We start from the raw sequence: 21,526 nt of genomic DNA on the forward strand, positions 1-21,526 counted from the left end.
GCCGTCTCGTTCAGCTCAAGAAATCCCGGGCCTGCTCGGCGAGCGTCATCGGATCGAAGGGTTTCCGGATGACGCCGGCTGCACCGATCGCCAGAAAGCGAGCGATCTCGGTCGTCTGCGTCTTCGCAGTGACGAAGACGATCGGCACATCGGAGGTGCGCGGATCGGCTTTCAGCTGCTTCAGGGTTTCCGGCCCGTCCATACCCGGCATCATCACATCGAGCAGAATGAGATGCGGCTCGAACTTCGGAGCTTCGACGAGCGCTTCGGTTCCCGACGAACAGGTGCGCACCGTGAATGCCTCGTCGAGTTCGAGCGACAGCGCTGCCACCTCGCGGATATCCGGTTCGTCGTCGACATAAAGCACACGAAAATTCATTTGACGGCTCCCATTTCGCGGCGTTGCGCGGCCGCATCCTTCTCGCGGTGCTCGAAGGCCAGCTTGCGCACCATATTGGCGATTGCCTTCTCCGACGTCCGGGTCTTCGTCATCGCTGCCTGCACCCGTTTTGCGACATCCTTTTCCGCATCGGCAGCGGAAAAGATGATCACCGCCGTCCCGCTCGGGATCGTGCCGAGAAGGCAGGCGCCCTGTCCGTCCGGCAGGCCGAGATCGAGGATGACGAGATCGAACGTCGTGCGCGACAGAGCGGTCTTCGCTTCCGCAATCGTGCGCGCCTTGACGACCTGCATCTCCTCGCCGAGTTCGGCCGCCATCACCTCGAGAAGGCTGTCGTCGTCTTCGACATGCAGGATGGAGGGACGCCGCTGCGACAGACGCGCCGCGATGACGGCCGCTGCCCGCCGCAGCTCCTCCATGTTCCTGGGCCGCTCCAGCCAGGCGGCGACCCCGACGGCGGAGCCGTTGAGCACCCTTTGCGCGTCGTCGATGCTGGCCGAAATCATGATGACCGGCATGCCCCTGTCGGCGGTCGCATCGCAGAGTTCGCGAATGAGCGACAACCCGGCCTCGTTCTCCAGATCGAGGTCGACGATCACGGCGAGATAATCCTTGGCGGCAATGTCGCGGCGCGCCGCAGCGACATTGCGGGCGATCATGCTCTGGAAGCCTTCCTGCTGCAGGTTTTCCGCAATCAGTTCGGCGACGTCTTCGGCATCTTCGCAGATCAGAACCGTCCTCGACATGTCAGCCTTGAGAGGCTTCTCGATCGCCTGCGATGCCTGACGCGTGAGGTGCCATTCGGGAAGATCGACATGGAAGACGGTGCGGATGTCCGGCTCGCTCTCGAAGGTGATGTCCCCGCCGGAGCGCTCCACGATGGCTTTCGCAATATTGAGGCCGAGGCCGGTGCCGCCCTTCTGGCGTGTCGCCGAGGAATCGGCCTGCTCGAAGCGGCGGAAAATGCGGTTTCTGAACGCTTCGGGAATGCCCGGCCCGTTGTCGATGACGGAGATGCGCAGACTGTCGCCATGGCGGCACAGATTGACGACGACGGTCCCATCTTCCGGCGAGTACTTGATGGCGTTCGACAAGAGGTTGGCGAGCACCTGATGGAGCCTGTCGGGGTCGACATAGACATTCGCATCCGGCGCATCGTCGACGACGCTGATCTCGACGTTCCGGTCCGCGAGATAGTCGCGGCTCGCCTCCACCGCCTGCTCGACGGCAGGGCGAAGCCCGACGGGTATCGGCTCGAAGGGCATGCGCCCCGATTCGATTTTTTCGATGTCGAGGATATCGTTGATGAGCCGCACGAGCCGTTCCGAATTGGAATGCGCGATGTTGATCAAACTCGCGGCCTTCTTCGGCAGCTCGCCGGCCGCACCGCCGGCGACGAGGCCGAGAGAGCCGCGGATCGAGGTGAGCGGCGTGCGCAATTCGTGGCTGACCGTTGAGATGAAGTCGTTCTTCATCTGCTCCATGCGCTTGCGGTCGGTGATATCGAAGAGCGAGCCGTCCCAGATCACCTTGCCGCTCGGATCCATGCGGGGTTTGGCGGCAATGCGCACCCAAACCTTGCCGCCGCCGCGCACCGAAAGCTCCGCTTCCATCACCCAGGACTGCATGCTGCTCGCCGAAGTGGCGAGCTTTTCCCTCGCCCGGGCCAGATCGTTGGGCGAGAACAATCGTTCGATATGCGCGGAATCCTCCAGCAATTCCTCGACCCCGACCCCGAGGAACCGCTTCACGCCCGCCGACACATAGGTGAAGGAGGCAGATCCCGGCCGCTCCTCCTTGAGCTGGAAGAGAACACCCGGGGCGTTGTTCACCATCGCCTGCAGCAACAGCCGGCTTTCGCCGTAGGCGGCGATCGCCCAGCGTCTCTGCAGATCGCCGAGAAACAAAAGCCCGAGCACGATGACAGCGACGAAGTTGGTCGGCACCAGCAGCAACAGGAGCGAGAAGGCCGTTTGCCCCGACAGATTCGGGATGAAGACGAGCGTGAGCATCGGCACCACCCCGGCGATCACGGCAAGTGCCAGGAGTGAGCCGATGCTGAGCCGCCCCTGATATCGCCTGTTGACGACAAACCAGAGAGCCGTCGAAGCGCCCCCGACGAGCAGGACCGCAAAGATACCGGCCACCATCCCGGCCCCGCCGAACCAGACGCGCATGGCGATGAGCATCGCCGCGGTGATGATGGCGCTGATCGGGCCGCCGAGACCGCCCGAAAGCGCCATCACGACATTGCGCGCATCCACCACGATACCCGGCGCGAGCTCGATCGGCGCCGCCATGCTCAGCAATCCCGTCAACCCGAAAATCAGACCGGTGACACCGCCCTTCAGCCAACGCGACTGGTCGAGCCTCGGTCCGAGAAACGACAGCGCCAGGATAGCGAGCGTGACGAGAGCCGCACTCTCGATCATATGGATAAGCTGGAGCATTCTGAACGCCTTCGCCGCGTGGGCATCTTCACCCGTCAAGGTTGATGGAAAGCGTTAAGAATACAAGGCCGGCTTCGCTCTATCCGCCAATCTCGTAAACTGCGTGCGAACAAGGCTCTGGCCGACGGCGTTCTCTCAGCGGCACAGACACGCGAAAATCTCGACGCGGCGTGCCGCGACGCATAAAAAACAACGACAGGGTGTAGAACGAGCGCGACAGGCGCAAAGCCGCACACACGGGCTTCGGCGCGCAGTTCCTAACGGGACGCTGGAACCTTGCCGAAGGCGCTCTCGACATGCACGAAAACGCGGTCGAAGGAGGCTTCCGCCCCCGCCACGGCCCGGGCCTCCTCTGCCGGCGAAAGCTCGACAGCGTCGAGCGCATTCGTGAAGGCTCGCCAGGACCGGGCCCGGCCCTCTTCCGCACCGGCGAGATGGCGCGCCCCGAAACTCTCCGACAGACCGATCTTCTTGGCTTCCTTGATGAGGAAAGCGGCGCCGAGATTGGAGCCTTCGGTGACGTAGAGATAGCCGAGCGCCGTCGGCACATCGATCGCGCCCTCGCCGAAGACGGGCTCCAGTTCCGGCGGCGGCAGGACGAGCCCGAGATCGGCGAAATCCTGCTCGACGAGATGCAGCTGCCGCCGTTCGGGAAGGTCGGGCACGAGAGCGATGAGCTCGGGATGAAAACACAGCGCGTCGACGTCGAAGAAGACGCGGTGCTGCATCTTCAAGAACAGCCGATAGCGTTCAAGGCTCGAAAACGGATCGCAGGCCATGACCGTCTGGTCGAGCCGCTGATGCGTTTCGTCCGTCGCGGCCTTGAGCCGTTTCGCCCGGCTTGGTTCCACACATTGCGCGAAATCGGTAGCACTCATGAGATCGGCCATAACATGTGCGTGCCGTCGCGTCCCCCTTCAACTCGCCCGACCCGGGAGGACCGGCTGACGCAGCGCCGGCAGCTCACTGCGCCCGCCCCGCCTCATGGGACATCCCAGAACCCCTCGGCCGCGCTGAGCTTCGGCGCATTCGAAAGCGCCGCGAGGTCGGGGCCTTTCGGCGCCAACCCCGACAGACCGGCAATCAGAGCTTCGAGTTCGGCCGCGACGGCAAGAAGCCGCAGATCGTCATGCCGTCGCCCGATGATCTGCAGACCGAACGGCATGCCGTTCTCGTCCCGCCCGCACGGGATCGTGATCGACGGACACCCGGCGATCGTCGAGGCATAAGCGCAAGCCAGCCAGTGATAATAGCTCGCAGTCGGCCGCCCATCGATCTCCCTCGGATAGGCCTCATGCCAGTCCCGAGGCTGCGCCGTGACCGCCGGCGACAGGATGAAATCGCACTCGTCGAAAAAACGCTGCCAGCGCCGGTCGTAATTGCCCTGCATGACCAGCGCCTGCGCCACGTCTTCGGCGCTGTAGGACCGTCCCTCGCGGACATTCTCCGTCACGTTCTCGCCGACGAGCTCGCGGCTCTTGTCGACGGAGGCCGCATGGGTCGACAGGAAGATGACCGACCGCAGCACGGCAAAGATACGATCGGCATCCGTGCAATCGGGGCTCGTCTCCTCGCACGAGCGTAGAAACGGCAAAAGGGCGTTGACCCCTTTGCGGAACACGCGCCGGCTCGCCGCCTCGACCGGAGCGAAACCGAAATCCTCCGTCACCGCAAAGCGGAGCGCGGCGAGATCGCAGCGCGGCGTATGGGCGAAATCATCTGGCTTCCACGCCGTCTTGCCGCCCACAACGGCCGTAAACGGATCGCGCGGATCGGGACGCGCCATGACTGACAGCATCAAGCCGCAATCGGCGACGTTGCGCGCCATCGGCCCGGAGGTCGCAAGCGGCAACAGGCTCGTGCGGCGCGCGTCTCCCGGCACCACGCCGAAACTCGGGCGAAACCCGACGACCCCACAGAAGGCGGCCGGCGTACGCAGCGAACCGCCGAGATCCGACCCAGAAGCGAGAGATGCGTAGCCGCAGGCGAGCGCCACGGCGGACCCGCCCGACGATCCGCCGCAATTGCGGGTGAGGTCATGCGGATTGGCCGTCGTGCCGTAGACGCGGTTGCGCGTATTGGCGCCGGCGCTCCATTCCGGATTGTTGGTCTTGCCGAGCGGCAGCGCACCCGCGTGTCTGAGCCCCGCGACGAGCGCATCGTCGCTCTTCGGCACGTTGTCGCGAAAAATCTCGGAGCCGAACGTCGTCGCAAGACCCGCGACGTCGTTCATATCCTTGATGGCGACAGGCAGACCGTGCAGAGGACCGAGAGCGTTCCCGGCCGCCCTGTCCCGGTCCGCCTTTCGCGCACCTTCGATCACGGCGTCGAAATCGCGCGCCACCAGTGCATTCACCGCCGGATCGATCGCTTCGACGCGGGCGATGCAAGCCCGCGCAAGTTCTTCGGCGGAAAGCTCTCCCCGGCCGATCAATCGCCGCGCCTCGATGGCGCTGAGATCGGCCGGATCGGACACGTCAGGTCCGGAATTCGCGACCATGGCCACGGCTCACTCCCCCTCGGCGACGGCGTCGCCCCAGGCGCTCATCGTCTCCGTCATGCCGAAGCGCCTGTCGCCCTCATCCATCACCGCCGACGGACAGGCGAAAGGATAAGGCAGCATCGACCGGCGCACGGCTTTGACCGGCGCGATAGCCTCCAGAGCCGCGACGATTTCCGCCGGCAGCGCCGCATCGGCGACGATCTGCTCCCCGCTCGACGCATCGATGCGCGGCTGCCGAAACGCCGCGCCGACATCCATGCCGAAATCGGCCATGAGAGACGCAAGCTGCGTCACCGCCGAAACGATCTTGCGCCCGCCAGAGGCGCCGAGCGCAAAGCGCCGCCCCTTCGCCTCGCCCAGCACCGGACAGACATTCATCAGACATGTCTTGCCGGGTCCGAGCGAGTTCGGTCGCCCCGCGACCGGATCGAACCACATGATGCCGTTGTTCATCAGAAAGCCGGTCGACGGCGACACCACGCGCGAGCCGAAGAGCGACAGCAAGGTCTGGGTGTGGGCCACCATATTGCCGTCGCGGTCGACGACCGAGAAATGCGTGGTCGAGCCGGCGCATTCGGGAATCTCTCCGTCATGCCCCATATGTTCGAGCCGGTCGCGATAGGCCGCAAAGAGGGCGCGCGCATAGGCGAGATAGGCCTTATCCGGCGACGGCAGCTCCGTCTTGGCGAGCCCGGCGATGGCGCCGGCAAAGGTCGCCCCGCCGGTGAGCCCGGGCACGGCGTGAAAGAGCGCATCGCGATAGGCGACCGACAGCGGCGCTTTGAACGCGGCACGGTTGCCGGCGAGATCATCGCGCGTGAGATAGCCGCCCTTGTCGCGGATATCCTGCGCCATCGCGGCGCCGAGATCGCCGCTATGCATTGCCGCCGCGCCCTCTCGCGCGAGAATGTCGAGACTGTCCGCCATGCGGCTCTGGTCGATCCGGTCTTCCCCGATCCCCGTCCAGGAGAACGGCCGCGGCCACTGCCCGTCGGCGAGAAACATCGCCGCCGCATCCGGATCACGCGCCAGATCGCGGGTGGCCGTGGCGATGATGAGCGCCGCATACCAGTCGACCCTCATCCCCTCGCGGGCATGGGCGATGGCGGGCGCCAGCAATTCCGCCCAGGGCATGCGCCCCCAGCGCCGATGCGCCGCTTCCAGCCCGTCGACGAGCGCCGGCACCGCCACGGCTTTCGCACCGATGACGTTGCGGTCTTCGACGACGCGCTCCCACGGGAACAGGTCGGCGGCCGCCCCCTCGCCCGACAGAGGAAAATCCTCGATCTTCAATCCCGACGGCGCACGCATGCCGAAATCGAGCGCATGCGCCTCGCCGCTGTCGGCACGCCAGTGCATGGCTGCACCGCCGCCGGCCGGGCCGCTCATCCACGGTTCGAGCACGCCGCAGACGAAGCTGCAGGCCACCGCCGCATCGACGGCATCGCCGCCGGCCCGCAGCACTTCGGCACCGGCCTCCGACGCCAGACGATGCTGCGAGGCGACGACGCCGCGGTCCGTCTCAACGACATGTTTGCGGATCTCCATCGTCCGCGACAGAGCTTCCGACATCACGCACCCAGCCGGCAGTAGAGCGCCGCGGCGAGCCTTGCCCGCTCGACGAGGCTGTCAACATAGATATGTTCGTTGAGCGTGTGCAGATCCTTGCCGCGCACGCCGATCGAATCGAGCGTCGGCAGGCCGAGAAAGCCCGTGAAATTGCCGTCCGAACCACCGCCGGCCGAAGCGGCGCTCAGCTCGAAACCGATCTCGCCGGCGATCTCCTTGGCGAGCCCGAACATCTCCATCGTGCCCGCTTGATCCGGCTCCCAGACCGGCCGGGTGACGCCGCGTGTGACGTCCAGCGTCACATCGCCGTCGGAGGAGTTGAAGGCCATCATCTTGGCGATGCCTTCGTCGAGAAGCTCCTGCGTCTTCGCCATGCTCAGAACCTCGGCATCGCAGACGGAGGAGACGCAATTCACCCATCGCCCGGAATTGAAGACGCCGACGGAAAACGTGCAGTCTTCCGTCGTCATGCCTTCGATCTCCGCGACCTTCTTCGCCATCGCGGCGATCGCCGAACGCCCTTCGGCGAGCTGCCAGCCCGCATGGCTCGGCTTGCCGCGCGCCGTCAGGTTGAAGCGTGCGATGGCATAGCGCCCGATCACCGCGCCGCCGTCGGGGCGCGCCGGTTCCGGAACGAGGATATATTTGTGGCGCTTCGCCTCGGCCTCGATCAGCTCGCGCGTCGAGGGCGTGCCGATCTCCTCGTCGGGCGTGAACAGGACGGTGACCGGCAGGGGCGTCTCGATCCCGGCGGCAAAGAGCTTCCGAAGCGCATCGAGATAGACGTAATTGCCACCCTTCATGTCCATCAGGCCCGGGCCGTAGCAGATCTCGCCCTCCCGCTTGAACGGCAGGACGTCGATCGTGCCGAGCGGATGCACCGTGTCGAGATGGCCGAGAAGCAGGATGCCCCCCTCGCCCGCCCGCGCATGCGGCATCGTCGCGCGCACGCTGTCGCCGAGCCCCATGCGGCCCGGAATGCGTTCGACCTTGCCCCCGAGCGCTGCCAGCTCGTGCTGCACGACGTCCATCATGCGATTGACTGCCGCCGCATCGAAGGTCGGGCTTTCGGTCTCGATCCAGGGCTTCAGGCCCGCGAGCATCTCCTCCGCATGGAAGGGCAGATCGAGCGGATTCATCATCAGACAGCTCCTCTACCGGCCGCCGCTTCGGGCGGGCCGGGCTGGTTGAATATCGGAGAAGGAAAGTGCGTCGGCTGTGTCAGGCGCCGCGCTTCAGAGGCCGCGCTTCAGGCGGTTTTCGACGATGCGCGCATAGATCGAGGCACCGACGGGAAGGATCGCGTCGTCGAGCACGAACGCCGGGTTGTGCAGCCCGATCGACCCCGCATGCCCCACCCGGCAATAGGCCCCCGGCACCACCTTCAGCATGTCGGCGAAATCTTCCGAACCGGTCATCTGATCGCTGGTTTCGAAGGCCATGTCGGCACCCACCACCTCTTTCGCCGCATCGACATAGGCGGTGGAGAGTTCCGGGTCGTTCATCAAAACGTCGAAGACGTTGCGCAGATCGGCCGTGATCTCGATGCCATAGGCCTGGCTCAGCCCGGCGCAGAGATCCTTGATCCGCTGATGCGCCATCTCCGCCACGTCGTCGTGGAAATAGCGGATCGTGCCGGAGATCGTCGCCGTGTCCGGCACGACGTTGTAGGCGGCGCCGGCATGGAACGTCGTCACCGAGATCACCACCGGCTTCGTCGGCGGCGCGTTGCGGCTGACGACGCTCTGCAATTGCTGCACCAGCGCCGTGCCGATGACGATCGGATCCTTCGACTGATGCGGCATGGCGGCATGGCTGCCGGTGCCCTTCACGGTGATGTCGAAGAAGCTCGCCCCCGCCATCGCCGGCCCCGGCGCGACGGTGACGATCCCGGGCTCGGCATTCGGATCGTTGTGCATGCCGTAGATCTCGTCGCAGGGGAATTTCTCGAAGAGACCTTCGGCGATCATCCGTCGTGCCCCGCCGAGCCCTTCTTCCGCCGGCTGGAAGATCAACACCACGGTGCCGTCGAAATCGCGCGTTTCGGCGAGATATCGCGCCGCGCCGAGAAGCATCGTCGTATGCCCGTCATGGCCGCAGGCATGCATCCGCCCCGGGTTTTGCGAGGCATAGGGGACACCCGACGCCTCCTCGATCGGCAGAGCGTCCATGTCGGCGCGCAGCCCGACCCTGCGGTTGCCGCCGCCCTCTCCCTTGATCAGCGCCACGACACCGGTGCCGCCGATGCCCTCGTGCACCTCGTCGACGCCATAGGCGCGTAGCTTTTCCGCAACGATACCGGCGGTGCGCGTCTCCTCGAAGCCGAGCTCGGGATGCGCATGAAAGTCGTGCCGAATCGCAGTCAGCTCGGCAGCGAATTCTTCGATCTTCGGGATGACGCTCATGCGGAGGCTCCTTCGTTGAACGGCGGCGTGCCGAGCGCACGGAAATTGGCGAAGTCCCATTCCCGGCCGGGCGCGGCCTCGATCAGATTGCGTGTGTAGGGATCATGCGGGTTCTGCAGGACGGCGCCGGCGGCGCCATGCTCCACCACCCGGCCTTTCTGCATGACGAGCACCTCGTCGCAGATCTGTGCGGCGACCCGCAGATCGTGGGTGATGAAGAGCATCGCGATCCCGAACCTCTCCTGCACATCGTCCAGGAGGTCGAGCACCTGCGCCTGCACGCTCACATCGAGCGCGGAGACCGCCTCGTCGGCGATCAACAAATCGGGCTTCATGGCGACGGCGCGGGCGATCGCAATGCGCTGCCGCTGTCCTCCCGAAAACTGGTGCGGATAGCGTTTCAGGGCATCGCGCGGCAGGTCGACGAGCTCCATCAGCTCCGCGGCATGCTCCATCGCCGCAGCCTTCGACGTGCCGAAATTGATCGGCCCCTCGCAAAGGCTGCGCGCCACGGTCCAGCGCGGATTGAGCGAGCGGTAGGGATCCTGGAAGACGATCTGCAGATGCTTGCGATGCGGCCGAAGCTGCCGGCGCGACAGCGTCGAGATATCCGTGCCGGCGACCTTCACCTGGCCGCCCGTCGGATCGATCAGGCGGATGATGCAGCGCGCCACCGTGGACTTGCCGGAGCCGCTTTCGCCGACGATGCCGAGGGTGCGGCCCGGCGCAATGGTAAAGCTGACCTCCTGCGCCGCCTTCACGCCGCCCTGGCGCTTGAGAAGGCCGCCGCCGCCATAGACCATTTCGAGATCCTGGACGTCGAGCACGTCCTTGGCCGAGGCAGCCGGCCGCGCCGGCCGCGGCGCCAGGTTCGGAACGGCGGTCAGGAGTTTTTTGGTGTACGCCTCTTTCGGGTTCGTCAGCAGCTCGCGGATCGGGGCCTTCTCCACGATCCGGCCATTCTGCATCACGCTCACCGTGTCGGCGATTTCCGCCACCACGCCCATATCGTGCGTGATGAAGAGAAGCGCCGTTCCCTTGCGCTCCTGCAATTCCGCGATGAGCTTCAAAATCTGCAGCTGCGTCGTGACATCGAGCGCCGTCGTCGGCTCGTCCGCGATCAGCAGATGCGGATCGAGCACGAGCGCCATGGCGATCATGATGCGCTGGCGCTGACCGCCGGACAGCTGGTGCGGATAGGATTGATAGATCCGCTCAACGTCCGGAAGATGCACCTGCTCCATGATGTCGAGCGTGCGTTTCTTGGCTTCCGCCTGCGACAGATCGGTGTGCATGTTGAGCACCTCTTCGATCTGTTCGCCGACCCGCAGCACGGGATTGAGCGCCGTCATCGGCTCCTGAAAGATCATGGCGATCCGCCGGGCCCGCAATTCGCGCAGCTGCGCATGTGTCGCGGTGGTGATCTCGAAGCCTTCGACGTCGATCTCGCCGCCCTGCACCTCGAGCGCCCCTTTCGGCAGAAGCCCCATAACGGCGAGCGAGGTGACCGATTTCCCCGAGCCGCTCTCGCCGACCAGGCAATGGGTTTCCCCCGCCCGGATATCGAGATCGATGCCGTTCAAGACCGGTGCCGCATTGGGGCGTCCCGTCAGGGCGACCTTCAGCCCGCGGATTTTGAGGACGCGGTGCGCGTTCGAAAAGTCTCGCGATGAAAGCTGCATCTCAGCCCTCCCGCTTCTTCATCCGCGGATCGAGGAGATCGCGCGCGGTGTCGCCGAGGAGGTTGATCGCCAGAATGCACAGCGACAGGAGAAGTCCCGGCCAGAAGATGAGCCCGGGCTTCACCTGAAAATAGCTTCGGCCCTCGGCCATGATGTTCCCCCAGGTCGGGATCTCGGTTGAGACGCCAGCGCCGAGAAAGCTCAGGATCGCTTCGATCAGGATCGCCGAGGCGCAGACATAGGTTCCCTGCACGATGAGCGGCGCGAGCGTGTTCGGCATCAGATGCTGGACCAGGATCTTCGGCATCGACGAGCCGAGCGCGATGGCGGCCTCCACATAGGGCTCCTCGCGCGCCGACAGCACGACGGACCGCACCAGGCGGACGACGCGCGGCACTTCGGGAATGGTGATGGCGATGATCACCGAGCCGAGGCTCGGACCGTTGAGGGCGACGAGCGCGATGGCGAGAAGGATCGCCGGGATCGCCATCAGGCTATCCATGATGCGCATGATGATGCCGTCCGCGGCGCGGAAGAAGCCGGCGACCAGGCCGATGATGAGGCCGATGACGACGCTGACGAGAGCCGCGCCGACGCCGATGAGGAGCGATACGCGCCCGCCGGTCATCACCCGGCTGAAGGTGTCGCGGCCATACTGGTCCGTGCCGAGAAGGTGCGCCTCCGAAGGGGGCTTCAGGCGGGACATGGAATCCATCGCCAGCGGATCGTAGGGCACGTAAAGCGGTGCCAGCAGCGAAGCGAGCACGATCGCGACAAGGATGACCGCCGCGATCATCGGGCCCGCGCCCAGACGCGCTCCGGCCGGGAGCGAAAACACCCCGGTCAAGACCTGGAAGGCGCTATGGCGGGATGGGGAAATCTCAGCCATGTCAGTAGCGGATCCTCGGGTCGAAGAAGGAATAGGAGACGTCGACGATGAGATTGACGAAGACGTAGATGCCGGCGGTGAACAGGATCATCGCCTGGATCACCGGATAGTCCCGCGCCAGGATCGCATCGACGGTGAGCCGGCCGATGCCGGGAATGTTGAAGACGCTTTCCGTCACCACGACGCCGGAGATGAGGAGCGCAAAGCCCGTGCCGATGATCGTCAGGATCGGCACCGCGGCGTTGCGCAGCGCATGGCGGAAAAGCACGACGTTCTCCCGCACGCCTTTGGCGCGGGCGGTGCGCACGTAATCCTCGCCCAGAACTTCCAGCATGGAGGCGCGCGTCATGCGCGCGATCAGCGCCACATAGATCGTGGCGAGCGTCAGCGACGGCAGGATCGCCCGCGTCAGGAACGGACCGATGCCCGAGGAAAGCGGCGCGTAGCCCTGCACCGGTACCCAGCGCAGCTCGATCGCGAAAATCTGGATCAGGATGTAGCCGATCACGAAGACGGGGACGGAGAAGCCCAGCACCGAGAAGGACATCACCAGGAAATCGACCCAGGTGCGATGGCGCCACGCCGCGATCACGCCCATCGGCACGGCCAGCATCACCGAGATGATGATGGTCATGATGGCGATGCTGAGCGTCGGCCCGAGCCGGTCTCCGATCATGCCCGCAACCGGTGTGCTGGAAATGAGGGAGGTTCCGAGATCGCCGTGCAGCATCTGCCCGATCCAGGTGAAGAACTGGATATGCAGAGGATCGTTGAGGCCGAGCCGGTCACGGATGCGCTCGAGCTGCGCAGGCGTGGCGGCATCGCCGGCGAGAATCGCCGCCGGATCGCCGGGGGTCAGGCGAAGCAGAAGGAAGACGAAGACCGCGACGATCGCCATCACGGGGATCGTGGCGAGGATCCGCTTCAGGATATAGCCGAACATGATCGGTCTCCTTGCCGCGAGGCCTGTTCGAACCTCAGCGCAAATTGCGAGACAGGACGGCCGGAGACGCGCGCAAAGGCGCGTCTCCGAAGGTGGATCACTCCGCCTCTTTCGTCATGTTCCAGAAGACCGGAACCGGCGACGGGATCATGTTCTGGATCGAATTCCGCCGCGCCTGAGGCATGTTGTATTCGCCGAGATGGATGTAGTTCACATTGTCCATCACATGCTTCTGGATCGCGACGGCGGCCGCTTTGCGGGCCTCCTGATCCTCAGCGAGCGCGAAGTCGTCACGCAGCTTTTCGATCTCGGGATCGTCCGGCCAGCCGAACCAGGCATCGTCGCCACGACCGTTCACCATCACGTTGATGAGCGGATCGGAAATCTCCGGCACCATCCAGTTCGTGAAGAAGATGTTCCAGCCGCCCTCGGCAGGAGGGTTCTGCTGCGCCCGCCGCTGCACGACCGACTGCCAGTCCATGGCCTGCATATCGACGTTGAAGCCCGCCTGGCGAAGGGCCTGTGCGGCGACGACCGGCTGATTGGTCAGGCTGACGACGTCCGTCGGCTGCATGAGCACCACGGGCGTGCCGTCGTAACCGGCCTCTTCCAGAAGCTTCTTGGCCTCTTCCGGATGCGTGCCGGAGGTGATCGGCTCAGAGCCCGATTCATCGCCGAGCGGCGTTCCGCACCCGAAGATCGCACCGCAGACTTTGTAGTACTTGTCGGAGCCCATCATGGTGGCGAGCACGTCTTCCTGGCTCAGAGCCAGAAGGGCCGCCTGGCGCACCTTCTTGTTGTCGAAGGGCGGATGCAGGAAGTTCGGCCGCCCGATCGTGACGAAGCCGAGCGGGTCACGCATCTCGACCGTCACGTCCGGCGCGTTCTCGATCACCGGCAACAAATCGACCTGCACCTGTTCCAGATAATCGATCTCTCCGGCCGCGAGCGCGTTCATCGCGGTCAGATTGTCGGGCATCGTCGTCCAGACGACATGGTCGACATTGACCTTTTTGCCGCCGGCCATCCAGGAGGGCGGCTCGTCGCGCGGCACGTAATCTTCGAACTTGTCGTAGGTGACCGAAGCGCCCGGCTCGTATTTGTCGTTGTTGAAGACGAACGGGCCGGAGCCGGTGTAATCGGTGATCGGCTCGTCCGGCGAGGTTTCCGCCACCCGCTCCGGCATGATGAAGGGCGGCACGGCTGATTGCTTGGAAATGACGTTGAGGAGCGGCGGAAAAGGCTCTGAGAGCTTCCACACGATGGTCTTGTCGTCCGGCGCCTCGAGGCTTTCCGTCACGTCGAAGATCATCTGACCGCCGGAATCGCGCTTGCCCCAGCGGGTGAGCGAGGCGACGACGTCCTTGCCGGTGACCGGCGCTCCGTCATGAAACTTCAGCCCGTCGCGCAGGGTGAAGGTGTAGGTCAGTTTGTCGTCGGAGACGTCCCAATCCGCCATCTGCGGCTGAGGCTCGAAATTCTCGTCCACGGCCGTCAGGACGTCATAGATCATATAGCCGTGGTCGCGGGTGATGTGCGCGGTGGTGATCACGGGGTCGAGCACGCGCAGACCCGAATGCATCACCGCCGTGATGGTCTTGCCATCATCCTGCGCGTTGGCGACAGCGGGTGCGGACAGCACGCCGCCTGCAAGAAGCGCGGCGGCGAGGCTACGCTTCATGCAAGAAAGTGGTTTCAAGCTCTGCATACATCCCTCTCTCGGATTCGATCTGTTGGTGCTTTGTCGTTATTGGACCGCGGCGATGTTCTCCCCGCCTGGGTCGGAATGCGCCTTTGCGGCGCTCGCTTCACCGAACAGAGGTCCGTTCGGGAAGAGTTTCATGTCGGCCGGAAGCCGCGTGAACGGCAGATCGGCAGGATTGAACGGCATCGGGCCGGGCGACAGGGCCACCAGAATCTCCGAGGCGATGGGCGCGAAATCGGCGCGGAAATGCGTGGAGCTTTTCACCACCAGGATCGCCTGCTCCTCCGGGACAACGCCGACGAAACGGAACATTTCGCGGTCCGCCATCTGCGCGATGCCGCTCGTCACGACGACGCGCACGCCGCCGATGCGCAGGCACGCCGATCGCCCGAGGTCGAGCCGTCCGCCGCCGTAATAGGGACCCGTCGCGTGAAGCCGCCCATCGGAGAGACGCTCCACCACCGCCTCCGTCTCGACCGGATGATCGCCTGGCACCCCGGGGTGACTGCCGATCGCAAAATGCGCCGTCGCCCCCTCGCCGAGCTGATGCGCCTTTTCCGCGCTCGCCGGATCGACGATGAGGCCGATCGCGGCATTTTGGGCATCGGCCGCGATGAGTGCCCGCAACATCCCGGTCGTCGCCGAAACGCCGCCCGCCCCGGGATTGTCCTGCGTATCCGCGATGATGACCGGACCCGTTTTGACGGCGGCGATGCGCGCCGCCTCCGCCACGGCTTCCCCGGCCGTAAACGTGCGGTTGTCGAAGAGCGGCTCGGCCGCCTCATAGGCGGCGGCGATACGGTCGGCGGCACGCTCGGCCTCCGCCTGCGTCGCCGCGAAGGCCATCGCAGTCGGGCCGCAATCTGGAATATCCGCCGCCGGAAACCCCATGAAGAGCGAGGCTGACAGAACGCCCTCCCGCTCCAGCGCATCGATCTCGGCGTAGAGCGCGTCCCCCGGCGCCATCTCCGTCGCCTGAAACGGGATCGGCACGAGATAGGACATGCGCCGGAAGGCTTTCGCGGGCCGCCTGCCCGTTGCCATCATCTCATGGAGAAGCCGGGCCGCCCGCGCGCCGGTCGCGGCCATATCGACATGGGGATAGGTGCGGAAGGCGACGAGCGCGTCGACCGTGTCGACAAAGGCCGCCGAGATATTGCCGTGCAGGTCGAGCGCCGATGTGATCGGGACGGCGTCGCCGACCACCGCGCGGACGCGGCGGGCGATCTCGCCTTCCCCGTCGTCGACATGCTCAGCCACCATCGCGCCATGGAGATCGAGAAAGACGCCGTCGAGCGGCCCCGCCTCGGAAATTCGCTGCACGATCTCGCCGGCGATCGCCTCAAACGCCTCGCGCGTCACATAGCCGGAGGGGATCGCCCCGGCCCAGAGCGTCGGCACCACGTCCCAGCCCTGCTCCCGGGCAACATCGAGCGCGCCGGCAATGCCGAGATTGACCTTCTGCGCCGCATCGAGAAGCGCGGCCCCCCGCGTCATCCCGATATAGCCTCCGCCGACCCGGAAAGCTTCGAGATCCGCCCGAACCGGAGCGAACGTATTGGTTTCGTGGAGGAAGCCCGCCACCGCGACCCTGAACGTCATCTCCGCCTGCCCCCACCCATCGGCACACACCGTTAAAAGAGGTTGTGTATCGCTATGCAATACAACTATATTGCACAACGATCATAGTAACCCCCTCGAACGAGCCGTCAAGCTATCCATGAATAAGCGTCTACGGGCTGACCCCTCCCAACCGATCGATTCCCTTCCCTATGAGGACGACAGCCTCTTCGTCCGCGCGGCCGGCCGGGCCATGCAGGTTTTGAGCGCCTTTCATCACGCGCCCGGCCCTCTCAGCCTTTCGGAAATCGCCCTTCGCGCCGGCATCGACAGATCGGCCGCCCAGCGCCTCGTCCACACCCTCTCGAAACTGGGATATCTTCGGCGCGGCCCGGGCGATCGCGGCTATCTCCCCGGCATCCGCCTTCTCGACCACACGCTCGACGTGCTCCGGCTCGATCCCGTCATACAGAAAGCGACGCCCGTGCTCCTGGAGCTGCGCAAGACGATCCGAGAGCGCGTCGATTTCAGCCTCTATGACGAGACCCGCATCATCTACGCGCTGCGCATGCAGAGCAAACGCGAGACCTTCCACGCCACCCTCGTCGGCCACAGCGTGCCGACCTATTGCACGGCAGGCGGCCGGGCCCTCCTCTCGCTCCTTCCGGACGAGGCAGCGCGCGAGATCGTCCTGCGCACGTCTTTGCACAAATACACGGCCAAGACGGTCGTCGAGCCGGACGCGATCATGAAGCGGATCAAGCAGGCCCGCACCGACGGCTATGCTGTCGTCGTGGAAGAGTTTCTGCAGGGCGAAGTGGCGCTCGGCGTGGCGATCTCGCGTGGCGACGGTGTCCCCCTCGGCGCAATCCACGTGGCGGGATCGCTGTCGGAATGGACGCCCGAGGATTTCGTCAAACGGGCCTCTCCGCTCGCCATGGAGGCGGCGCGGGCGATCATGGGGAGTCTTTGAGGACGTCTCGAAAGCTCAGAAGCGGACCCAGACGGCGGAGAAAACGGCCCGCTCGCGAAGCGCGTTCTCTCCCCGAACGGTCGCAAAGCTGCCGGCCTGCACGGAGAGACGCGCGTTGATGTCGTAGACGGCGCTCACCTGCAGCTTATGCTCCCGTGTCGGCCGAAAGACGCCCTCGGCCGCGCCGACGCTCACCGTATTGAAGGACTGCGCCAGCAGAAGAACGTCCGGCCATACCCGGTAGCCGAACGTGAGATCGCCCCGCACTTCGTCCGCCGGTCCGGCCGTCCGGAACCGGTAGCCGGCCTGAATGTCGACGAACGCGTCATTCTCGCCGAGCTTGAAGCCGTAGCCGAAGAGACCACGCAGATCATATTCCGCGTTGGTGTAGCCGAGATTGGCCGACACCGTCGGATCGGAGGCGCCCGGAATGCGTGCGATCCCCTGAACCGATGCGACCGCCGCGCCTTTCCTGAAGACCTGATAGCGCGCCCCGAGATCGAAATATCCCGGCCCGCTGCTCGTCGAAGCGCCGACCGAAGCACGTCGAAAACCAGGTGCCGCAATCAAAGTCAGATCGCGCGTCACGCCATATTCGGCAAAGAGCGTGACTTCCGTTTTCGCGGTGTCGTGAAGCTGGCGGCCGAAACCGCCAGAAAGATCGGCATCAAGACCGGCGGGGCTCTTCGAAAACATGACGGACCAGATCACCTGACCCGCCCCCTCCTCGAGCGTCCATGCGCCGGCCAGAACCTCACAATCGGGGATGAGGCAAGACAAGACGAGCGAGACGGCGAAGAAGCTCCCAACACATGGGCCACCCGCCCGCGACGTCCCCGCGCCTCCTCGGCCGCCCGTCAGGCGACACATGCGCGGGAATTCGCGGGCAAACTCCCGCCCTTCACCTCCGCCAGATTTGAAACGGCGACCCACGAGACGCGATGAACTCAAAGAACTACGAATTCCGACATCACCACCCGCCACATCAAGGGAGGGATTCAGGTAGAGCTCGGACACAATTCCAATAATATTTGCAAAATTCAATTATTATTTAATGTGAACTATAGTACAAATCCGCCTTCACGTCAGATCACACAAACATCTCCATCGAGGTCAATCCGCACCCGGAGGAGAGCCTGATCGGGGTAGCGCTTCCCGCCGTCACGCCGGAGGAGCTGAAAACCTATGTCGGCAGAAAGACATGACGGCAGGCAGACATGTCGGCAGGTCGAGCGGCACGCGCCCGGCGGATATGCGTCATGTCACGGACGACCTTGGCCGGACGCAGATGCAATCCGATTAGATCGTTTTCGCGTCGATGAGCACTCGCAAGCGCTCGGCGTCCGCGGGCGATGCAGGGTTGTAGACGATCATGCCGAGCTCTGGCCGCCCCTCGACGGCGAAGGAGGAGAATTCCAGATCGAGCAGTCCGGCCTCCGGGTGGTGAATGCACTTCACGCCCTCGCCGTGCGCCACCACGTCGTTGTCCCGCCACAGCGCCTCGAACTCCGAGCTCATCTCGCACAGCTCGGCAACGAGCCGCATCACCTCGGCGCTGCCGCTCGCCCCCGCTCGCGCCACGTCCGCCCGGAACGCGCCGACGACGAAGCGAGCGACGCTCTCCCAATCCTCCTGTTTGGCGCGCACGCGGCAGCTGCTGAACATGAGACGGAGGATGTTGCGTCGCTCGCGCGGCAGCTTGGAATAGTCGGTCAAAAGCGCCGCCGCAGCCCTGTTCCAGCCGACCACGTCCCACAGCGCCGTCTTGATGATGGCGGGGCTGAGCGGCATCGCGTCGAGCACGCGCTGGAGCCGCGGGGTGACGCCTTCGACCGGCTGGTACCGCACTTCCGGCGGATGGCCGAGGGCGAGCATATAGAGGTGCTCGCGCTCAGGCTCCGTCAGCATCAGACCCTTGGCGATCCGGTCGAGCACGTCGGCCGAGGGCGCGCCGCCGCGGCCCTGCTCGAGCCAGGTGTACCAGGTCGGGCTGATGTTCGCGCGAGCGGCGACCTCCTCACGGCGCAGCCCAGGCGTGCGGCGCCGGCCTCCGACGAAGCCGAACGAGGTCGGATCGAGCCGGGTACGGCGATCGCGCAGGTACATGCCGAGCTGATTGGGCGTTTCGTCGGGCACGGTCGAACCTGTTGTGAATTATACCATGATAAGCTCACTACTTTAACAGGTAGCGGCAGATCGCGAAATACGCATCCTCTCAAAGAGGAAGAACCAGATGCGTGTATTTCTGACTGGCGCAACCGGCTTTATCGGCTCGCGAATCCTGCCCAATCTGCTTGCGGAAGGGCACCAGGTGCTTGGCAACGCCCGCTCCGAAGCGGGCGCTCGCCGGCTGCAGGAGGCTGGCGCCGCAGTCCACCGCGGCGATCTCGACGACCCGGCAACGCTTGCAAAGGGCGCCGAGGGAGTCGACGCTGTGATCCACACGGCATTCGACCACGATTTCTCGCGCTTTGTGGAGAATTGCGACAAGGACCGGCGGGTGATCGAGGCGATCGGCGACGTGCTTGCCGGTTCGGATCGTCCGTTCCTCATCACCTCGGCCGTCGCGATGGGCAGTCCCGGGCCGGGACAGTTCGCCCGCGAGGATATTTTTGATCGCGAGCATCCCCTGCCCCGGATCAAGAGCGAGCTCGCGGGCGTCGCCGTCGGGGAACGCGGCGTCTCCGTCGGCGTCGTGCGGCTGCCCCAGGTCCATGACCCCGTCAAACAGGGCCTGATTTCGCCACTGATCGACATCGCCCGCGAAAAGGGCGTGTCGGCCTATGTCGACGAGGGCAGCAACCGCTGGTGCGCCGCCGCCGTCGAAGACGTCGCCCGCCTCTATGTCCTGGCGCTCGATCACCACGAGCCGGGCATCCGCTGGCACGCCGTCACCGAGGAAGCCATTCCGATGCGCACCATCGCGGAAGCGATCGGTGCCGGTCTGGGTGTGCCAGTCCAATCCGTAACGAAGAACGAAGCCGAGACCCATTTTGGATGGCTGGCAGGCATCGCTTGTCTCGACATGCCGGCCTCCAGCGCCCTCACCCGCGAACGGCTCGGCTGGAAGCCGACGGGACCGGCGCTTTTGGAAGACCTCGCTCGCATGGATTACGCGGCCAGCGCCGGTTGATCCACGAACGATCGCGCCGTCTCGCAGCATGATACTGATCGATCCCGCCGGCCTTCATGTCGGCGGGATTCAGGCCGGCGGAGTTCAGGAAAAGCTGACCATCGCATCGACCTCCCCGCCGGACTCAAAACCGTCGGCGTCGCGCCCAGCGACGCCAAGACGGCGAAGGTCACGAATGCACAAGCTGCCAAAGACGACAGCCGCGGCGTCGATCATGGATGCAGCTTCGCTCCCTTTGTCGCCTTGTCGACGTCCTTCTTCGGGCCGCGGATCGCGATCCCGACGAGATCGGGGGCATCTGCGGGTTCGGCCTTGAACACCTCGCGGTTTGCCGCGTCGTGGCCCGTCGAGAACATCGCCCTGACATAGGCGGCCGTGAGAAGCCCTTTCTCTCCCGAAATGCGGTGGGCGCGCTTGAGCGCGCTTTCTCCCGCCGCGAAAATCAGCATCGGCTGTCCGAGGAGACTGGCGAACCGTCGTCCCGTCGCATCCTCGTAGGGCTCGCCGATCGCCTCCGGAGCCATGGCGGCCACGCCGGTGGCGAGGAACGCGGTGACGTTCAGCTTCTGCCAGGTCGCGAGATCGTCCAGCACCAGAATGGCGACCTTCGTGTCGAACATGCCTTATTTTCCTTCAGACTAAGCGGGTATTTATTGCATTTCGTAAGATCCAGACATCATAATGCCGAATGATATTCCGCACCAAAGGCATTCCGGGCGATGACGAAAGATACGAACCACGTTCGGCAGCGGCTCGCACCGCCGGCCCGTTTGGACGACAAGGACCGAACCCTGTTAGGTCTTCTGGCTGAGGATTCCACGCGGAGCTATGCGGAGCTGGGCAAGCTGCTCCACCTCTCGCCCCCGGCCGTGCACGAGCGCGTCAAGCGCCTGCGGCAGGATGGCGTGATCAAGGCCAATATCGCCGTTCTCGACGGCGCAAGGCTCGGAAGACCCCTTCTGGCCTTCGTGCATATCGACACGACGAGCTGGGCGGTGACGCGCCAACTCCTGGCGCTCAAGGAGCTTCCCGAAGTGGAAGAGATCCACACTGTGACGGGCGAGAGCGCCATGCTCCTCAAGGTGAGGACGCGCGACACGCAGGCATTGGAGGAGCTTCTGGAGCGGATCCATTCCATCGAGGGCTTCAAGGGCACCCGCAGCTACATCGCTTTGTCGACCTATCTCGAACGCGGACCGAGCCCGGTCGCGGACGACTAGAAGCATCGGCCGATAGGAATACCGCGCGGAGTTCCCAAAGCACGGAAATGCCGGCCGCCGGCCGGCACCCGTTCCATCCGCAAGGGGGCGCGCA

The 21,526-nt window shown here is 64.8% G+C and carries 19 protein-coding genes; 3 read left to right on the forward strand and 16 right to left on the reverse strand.

Annotation, left to right across the window (positions count from 1 at the left end; translation table 11 throughout):
- Window positions 1-10: 10 nt before the first annotated feature.
- From L0F51_RS07365 to L0F51_RS07420, 12 genes are all read right to left on the reverse strand, one after another.
- Window positions 11-379, reverse strand: a complete 369-nt coding sequence (locus tag L0F51_RS07365) for a response regulator (protein WP_234628572.1) — start codon at window positions 377-379, stop codon at window positions 11-13.
- Window positions 376-2,850, reverse strand: a complete 2,475-nt coding sequence (locus L0F51_RS07370) for an ATP-binding protein (RefSeq protein ID WP_234628573.1) — start codon at window positions 2,848-2,850, stop codon at window positions 376-378. The genes L0F51_RS07365 and L0F51_RS07370 overlap by 4 nt, the downstream gene beginning before the upstream one ends.
- Before the next feature lie 257 nt (window positions 2,851-3,107).
- Window positions 3,108-3,728: a biliverdin-producing heme oxygenase gene (locus L0F51_RS07375; protein WP_234628574.1), complete on the reverse strand. Its 621-nt coding sequence runs from the start codon at window positions 3,726-3,728 to the stop codon at window positions 3,108-3,110.
- A gap of 104 nt (window positions 3,729-3,832) precedes the next feature.
- Window positions 3,833-5,350, reverse strand: coding sequence for an amidase (locus L0F51_RS07380; protein ID WP_234629370.1), 1,518 nt, complete (start codon window positions 5,348-5,350; stop codon window positions 3,833-3,835).
- A gap of 9 nt (window positions 5,351-5,359) precedes the next feature.
- Window positions 5,360-6,925 (reverse strand): gamma-glutamyltransferase family protein, encoded by a 1,566-nt coding sequence (locus L0F51_RS07385; protein ID WP_234628575.1) that lies wholly within the window; start codon window positions 6,923-6,925, stop codon window positions 5,360-5,362.
- Window positions 6,925-8,061, reverse strand: a complete 1,137-nt coding sequence (locus L0F51_RS07390) for a M20/M25/M40 family metallo-hydrolase (protein WP_234629371.1) — start codon at window positions 8,059-8,061, stop codon at window positions 6,925-6,927. The genes L0F51_RS07385 and L0F51_RS07390 overlap by 1 nt, the downstream gene beginning before the upstream one ends.
- Window positions 8,062-8,157: 96 nt before the next feature.
- Window positions 8,158-9,327, reverse strand: a complete 1,170-nt coding sequence (locus L0F51_RS07395) for a M20 aminoacylase family protein (RefSeq protein WP_234628576.1) — start codon at window positions 9,325-9,327, stop codon at window positions 8,158-8,160.
- A complete protein-coding gene (locus L0F51_RS07400; protein WP_234628577.1) occupies window positions 9,324-11,009 on the reverse strand; it encodes an ABC transporter ATP-binding protein in 1,686 nt (561 codons plus the stop codon). Before L0F51_RS07400 ends, L0F51_RS07395 begins: the two co-directional genes overlap by 4 nt.
- A 1-nt stretch (window position 11,010) precedes the next feature.
- Window positions 11,011-11,805 (reverse strand): ABC transporter permease, encoded by a 795-nt coding sequence (locus tag L0F51_RS07405; protein ID WP_234629372.1) that lies wholly within the window; start codon window positions 11,803-11,805, stop codon window positions 11,011-11,013.
- A 94-nt stretch (window positions 11,806-11,899) separates the two neighbouring features.
- Complete coding sequence (locus tag L0F51_RS07410) at window positions 11,900-12,841, reverse strand: ABC transporter permease (protein WP_234628578.1); 942 nt, start codon at window positions 12,839-12,841, stop codon at window positions 11,900-11,902.
- A 97-nt stretch (window positions 12,842-12,938) separates the two neighbouring features.
- On the reverse strand, window positions 12,939-14,522 hold the full coding sequence (locus tag L0F51_RS07415; RefSeq protein WP_234628579.1) for an ABC transporter substrate-binding protein: 1,584 nt from the start codon (window positions 14,520-14,522) through the stop codon (window positions 12,939-12,941).
- 66 nt (window positions 14,523-14,588) lie between these two features.
- Window positions 14,589-16,148, reverse strand: coding sequence for a M81 family metallopeptidase (locus L0F51_RS07420; protein WP_234628580.1), 1,560 nt, complete (start codon window positions 16,146-16,148; stop codon window positions 14,589-14,591).
- Between the two features lie 118 nt (window positions 16,149-16,266).
- Here L0F51_RS07420 and L0F51_RS07425 point away from each other — a divergent pair, with 118 nt between their 5' ends.
- A complete protein-coding gene (locus L0F51_RS07425; protein ID WP_234628581.1) occupies window positions 16,267-17,079 on the forward strand; it encodes an IclR family transcriptional regulator in 813 nt (270 codons plus the stop codon).
- A gap of 15 nt (window positions 17,080-17,094) precedes the next feature.
- Here L0F51_RS07425 and L0F51_RS07430 read toward each other — a convergent pair whose 3' ends face one another.
- A complete protein-coding gene (locus L0F51_RS07430; RefSeq protein WP_234628582.1) occupies window positions 17,095-17,790 on the reverse strand; it encodes a hypothetical protein in 696 nt (231 codons plus the stop codon).
- A gap of 588 nt (window positions 17,791-18,378) precedes the next feature.
- The gene (locus tag L0F51_RS07435; RefSeq protein WP_234629373.1) at window positions 18,379-19,185 is read right to left on the reverse strand and encodes a helix-turn-helix transcriptional regulator; all 807 of its coding nucleotides are present in this window, start codon (window positions 19,183-19,185) and stop codon (window positions 18,379-18,381) included.
- Window positions 19,186-19,312: 127 nt separating this feature from the next.
- Between L0F51_RS07435 and L0F51_RS07440 the strand changes: the two genes are divergently transcribed.
- Window positions 19,313-20,212 (forward strand): SDR family oxidoreductase, encoded by a 900-nt coding sequence (locus L0F51_RS07440; protein ID WP_234628583.1) that lies wholly within the window; start codon window positions 19,313-19,315, stop codon window positions 20,210-20,212.
- Window positions 20,213-20,296: 84 nt separating this feature from the next.
- Here the strand turns inward: L0F51_RS07440 and L0F51_RS19935 are convergent, their stop codons facing one another.
- The gene (locus L0F51_RS19935) at window positions 20,297-20,428 is read right to left on the reverse strand and encodes a hypothetical protein (RefSeq protein ID WP_255701289.1); all 132 of its coding nucleotides are present in this window, start codon (window positions 20,426-20,428) and stop codon (window positions 20,297-20,299) included.
- The gene (locus L0F51_RS07445; RefSeq protein ID WP_234628584.1) at window positions 20,425-20,832 is read right to left on the reverse strand and encodes a DUF2000 family protein; all 408 of its coding nucleotides are present in this window, start codon (window positions 20,830-20,832) and stop codon (window positions 20,425-20,427) included. The genes L0F51_RS19935 and L0F51_RS07445 overlap by 4 nt, the downstream gene beginning before the upstream one ends.
- Window positions 20,833-20,931: 99 nt before the next feature.
- On the opposite strand from L0F51_RS07445, the gene L0F51_RS07450 reads away from it, so the two are divergent.
- Window positions 20,932-21,432, forward strand: coding sequence for an Lrp/AsnC family transcriptional regulator (locus L0F51_RS07450; RefSeq protein ID WP_234628585.1), 501 nt, complete (start codon window positions 20,932-20,934; stop codon window positions 21,430-21,432).
- The last annotated feature ends 94 nt before the right edge of the window (window positions 21,433-21,526 follow it).

It is taken from the genome of Afifella sp. H1R (assembly GCF_021462425.1).
GTDB lineage: Bacteria > Pseudomonadota > Alphaproteobacteria > Rhizobiales > Afifellaceae > Afifella > Afifella aestuarii.

Coding starts and splice junctions, on each gene's coding strand:
- L0F51_RS07365 (WP_234628572.1), bottom strand. CDS start 379: ATGAATTTTCGTGTGCTTTATGTCGACGACGAACCGGATATCCGCGAG.
- L0F51_RS07370 (WP_234628573.1), bottom strand. CDS start 2,850: ATGCTCCAGCTTATCCATATGATCGAGAGTGCGGCTCTCGTCACGCTC.
- L0F51_RS07375 (WP_234628574.1), bottom strand. CDS start 3,728: ATGAGTGCTACCGATTTCGCGCAATGTGTGGAACCAAGCCGGGCGAAA.
- L0F51_RS07380 (WP_234629370.1), bottom strand. CDS start 5,350: ATGGTCGCGAATTCCGGACCTGACGTGTCCGATCCGGCCGATCTCAGC.
- L0F51_RS07385 (WP_234628575.1), bottom strand. CDS start 6,925: ATGTCGGAAGCTCTGTCGCGGACGATGGAGATCCGCAAACATGTCGTT.
- L0F51_RS07390 (WP_234629371.1), bottom strand. CDS start 8,061: ATGAATCCGCTCGATCTGCCCTTCCATGCGGAGGAGATGCTCGCGGGC.
- L0F51_RS07395 (WP_234628576.1), bottom strand. CDS start 9,327: ATGAGCGTCATCCCGAAGATCGAAGAATTCGCTGCCGAGCTGACTGCG.
- L0F51_RS07400 (WP_234628577.1), bottom strand. CDS start 11,009: ATGCAGCTTTCATCGCGAGACTTTTCGAACGCGCACCGCGTCCTCAAA.
- L0F51_RS07405 (WP_234629372.1), bottom strand. CDS start 11,805: ATGATCGCGGCGGTCATCCTTGTCGCGATCGTGCTCGCTTCGCTGCTG.
- L0F51_RS07410 (WP_234628578.1), bottom strand. CDS start 12,841: ATGTTCGGCTATATCCTGAAGCGGATCCTCGCCACGATCCCCGTGATG.
- L0F51_RS07415 (WP_234628579.1), bottom strand. CDS start 14,522: ATGAAGCGTAGCCTCGCCGCCGCGCTTCTTGCAGGCGGCGTGCTGTCC.
- L0F51_RS07420 (WP_234628580.1), bottom strand. CDS start 16,148: ATGACGTTCAGGGTCGCGGTGGCGGGCTTCCTCCACGAAACCAATACG.
- L0F51_RS07425 (WP_234628581.1), top strand. CDS start 16,267: ATGAATAAGCGTCTACGGGCTGACCCCTCCCAACCGATCGATTCCCTT.
- L0F51_RS07435 (WP_234629373.1), bottom strand. CDS start 19,185: ATGTACCTGCGCGATCGCCGTACCCGGCTCGATCCGACCTCGTTCGGC.
- L0F51_RS07440 (WP_234628583.1), top strand. CDS start 19,313: ATGCGTGTATTTCTGACTGGCGCAACCGGCTTTATCGGCTCGCGAATC.
- L0F51_RS19935 (WP_255701289.1), bottom strand. CDS start 20,428: ATGATCGACGCCGCGGCTGTCGTCTTTGGCAGCTTGTGCATTCGTGAC.
- L0F51_RS07445 (WP_234628584.1), bottom strand. CDS start 20,832: ATGTTCGACACGAAGGTCGCCATTCTGGTGCTGGACGATCTCGCGACC.
- L0F51_RS07450 (WP_234628585.1), top strand. CDS start 20,932: ATGACGAAAGATACGAACCACGTTCGGCAGCGGCTCGCACCGCCGGCC.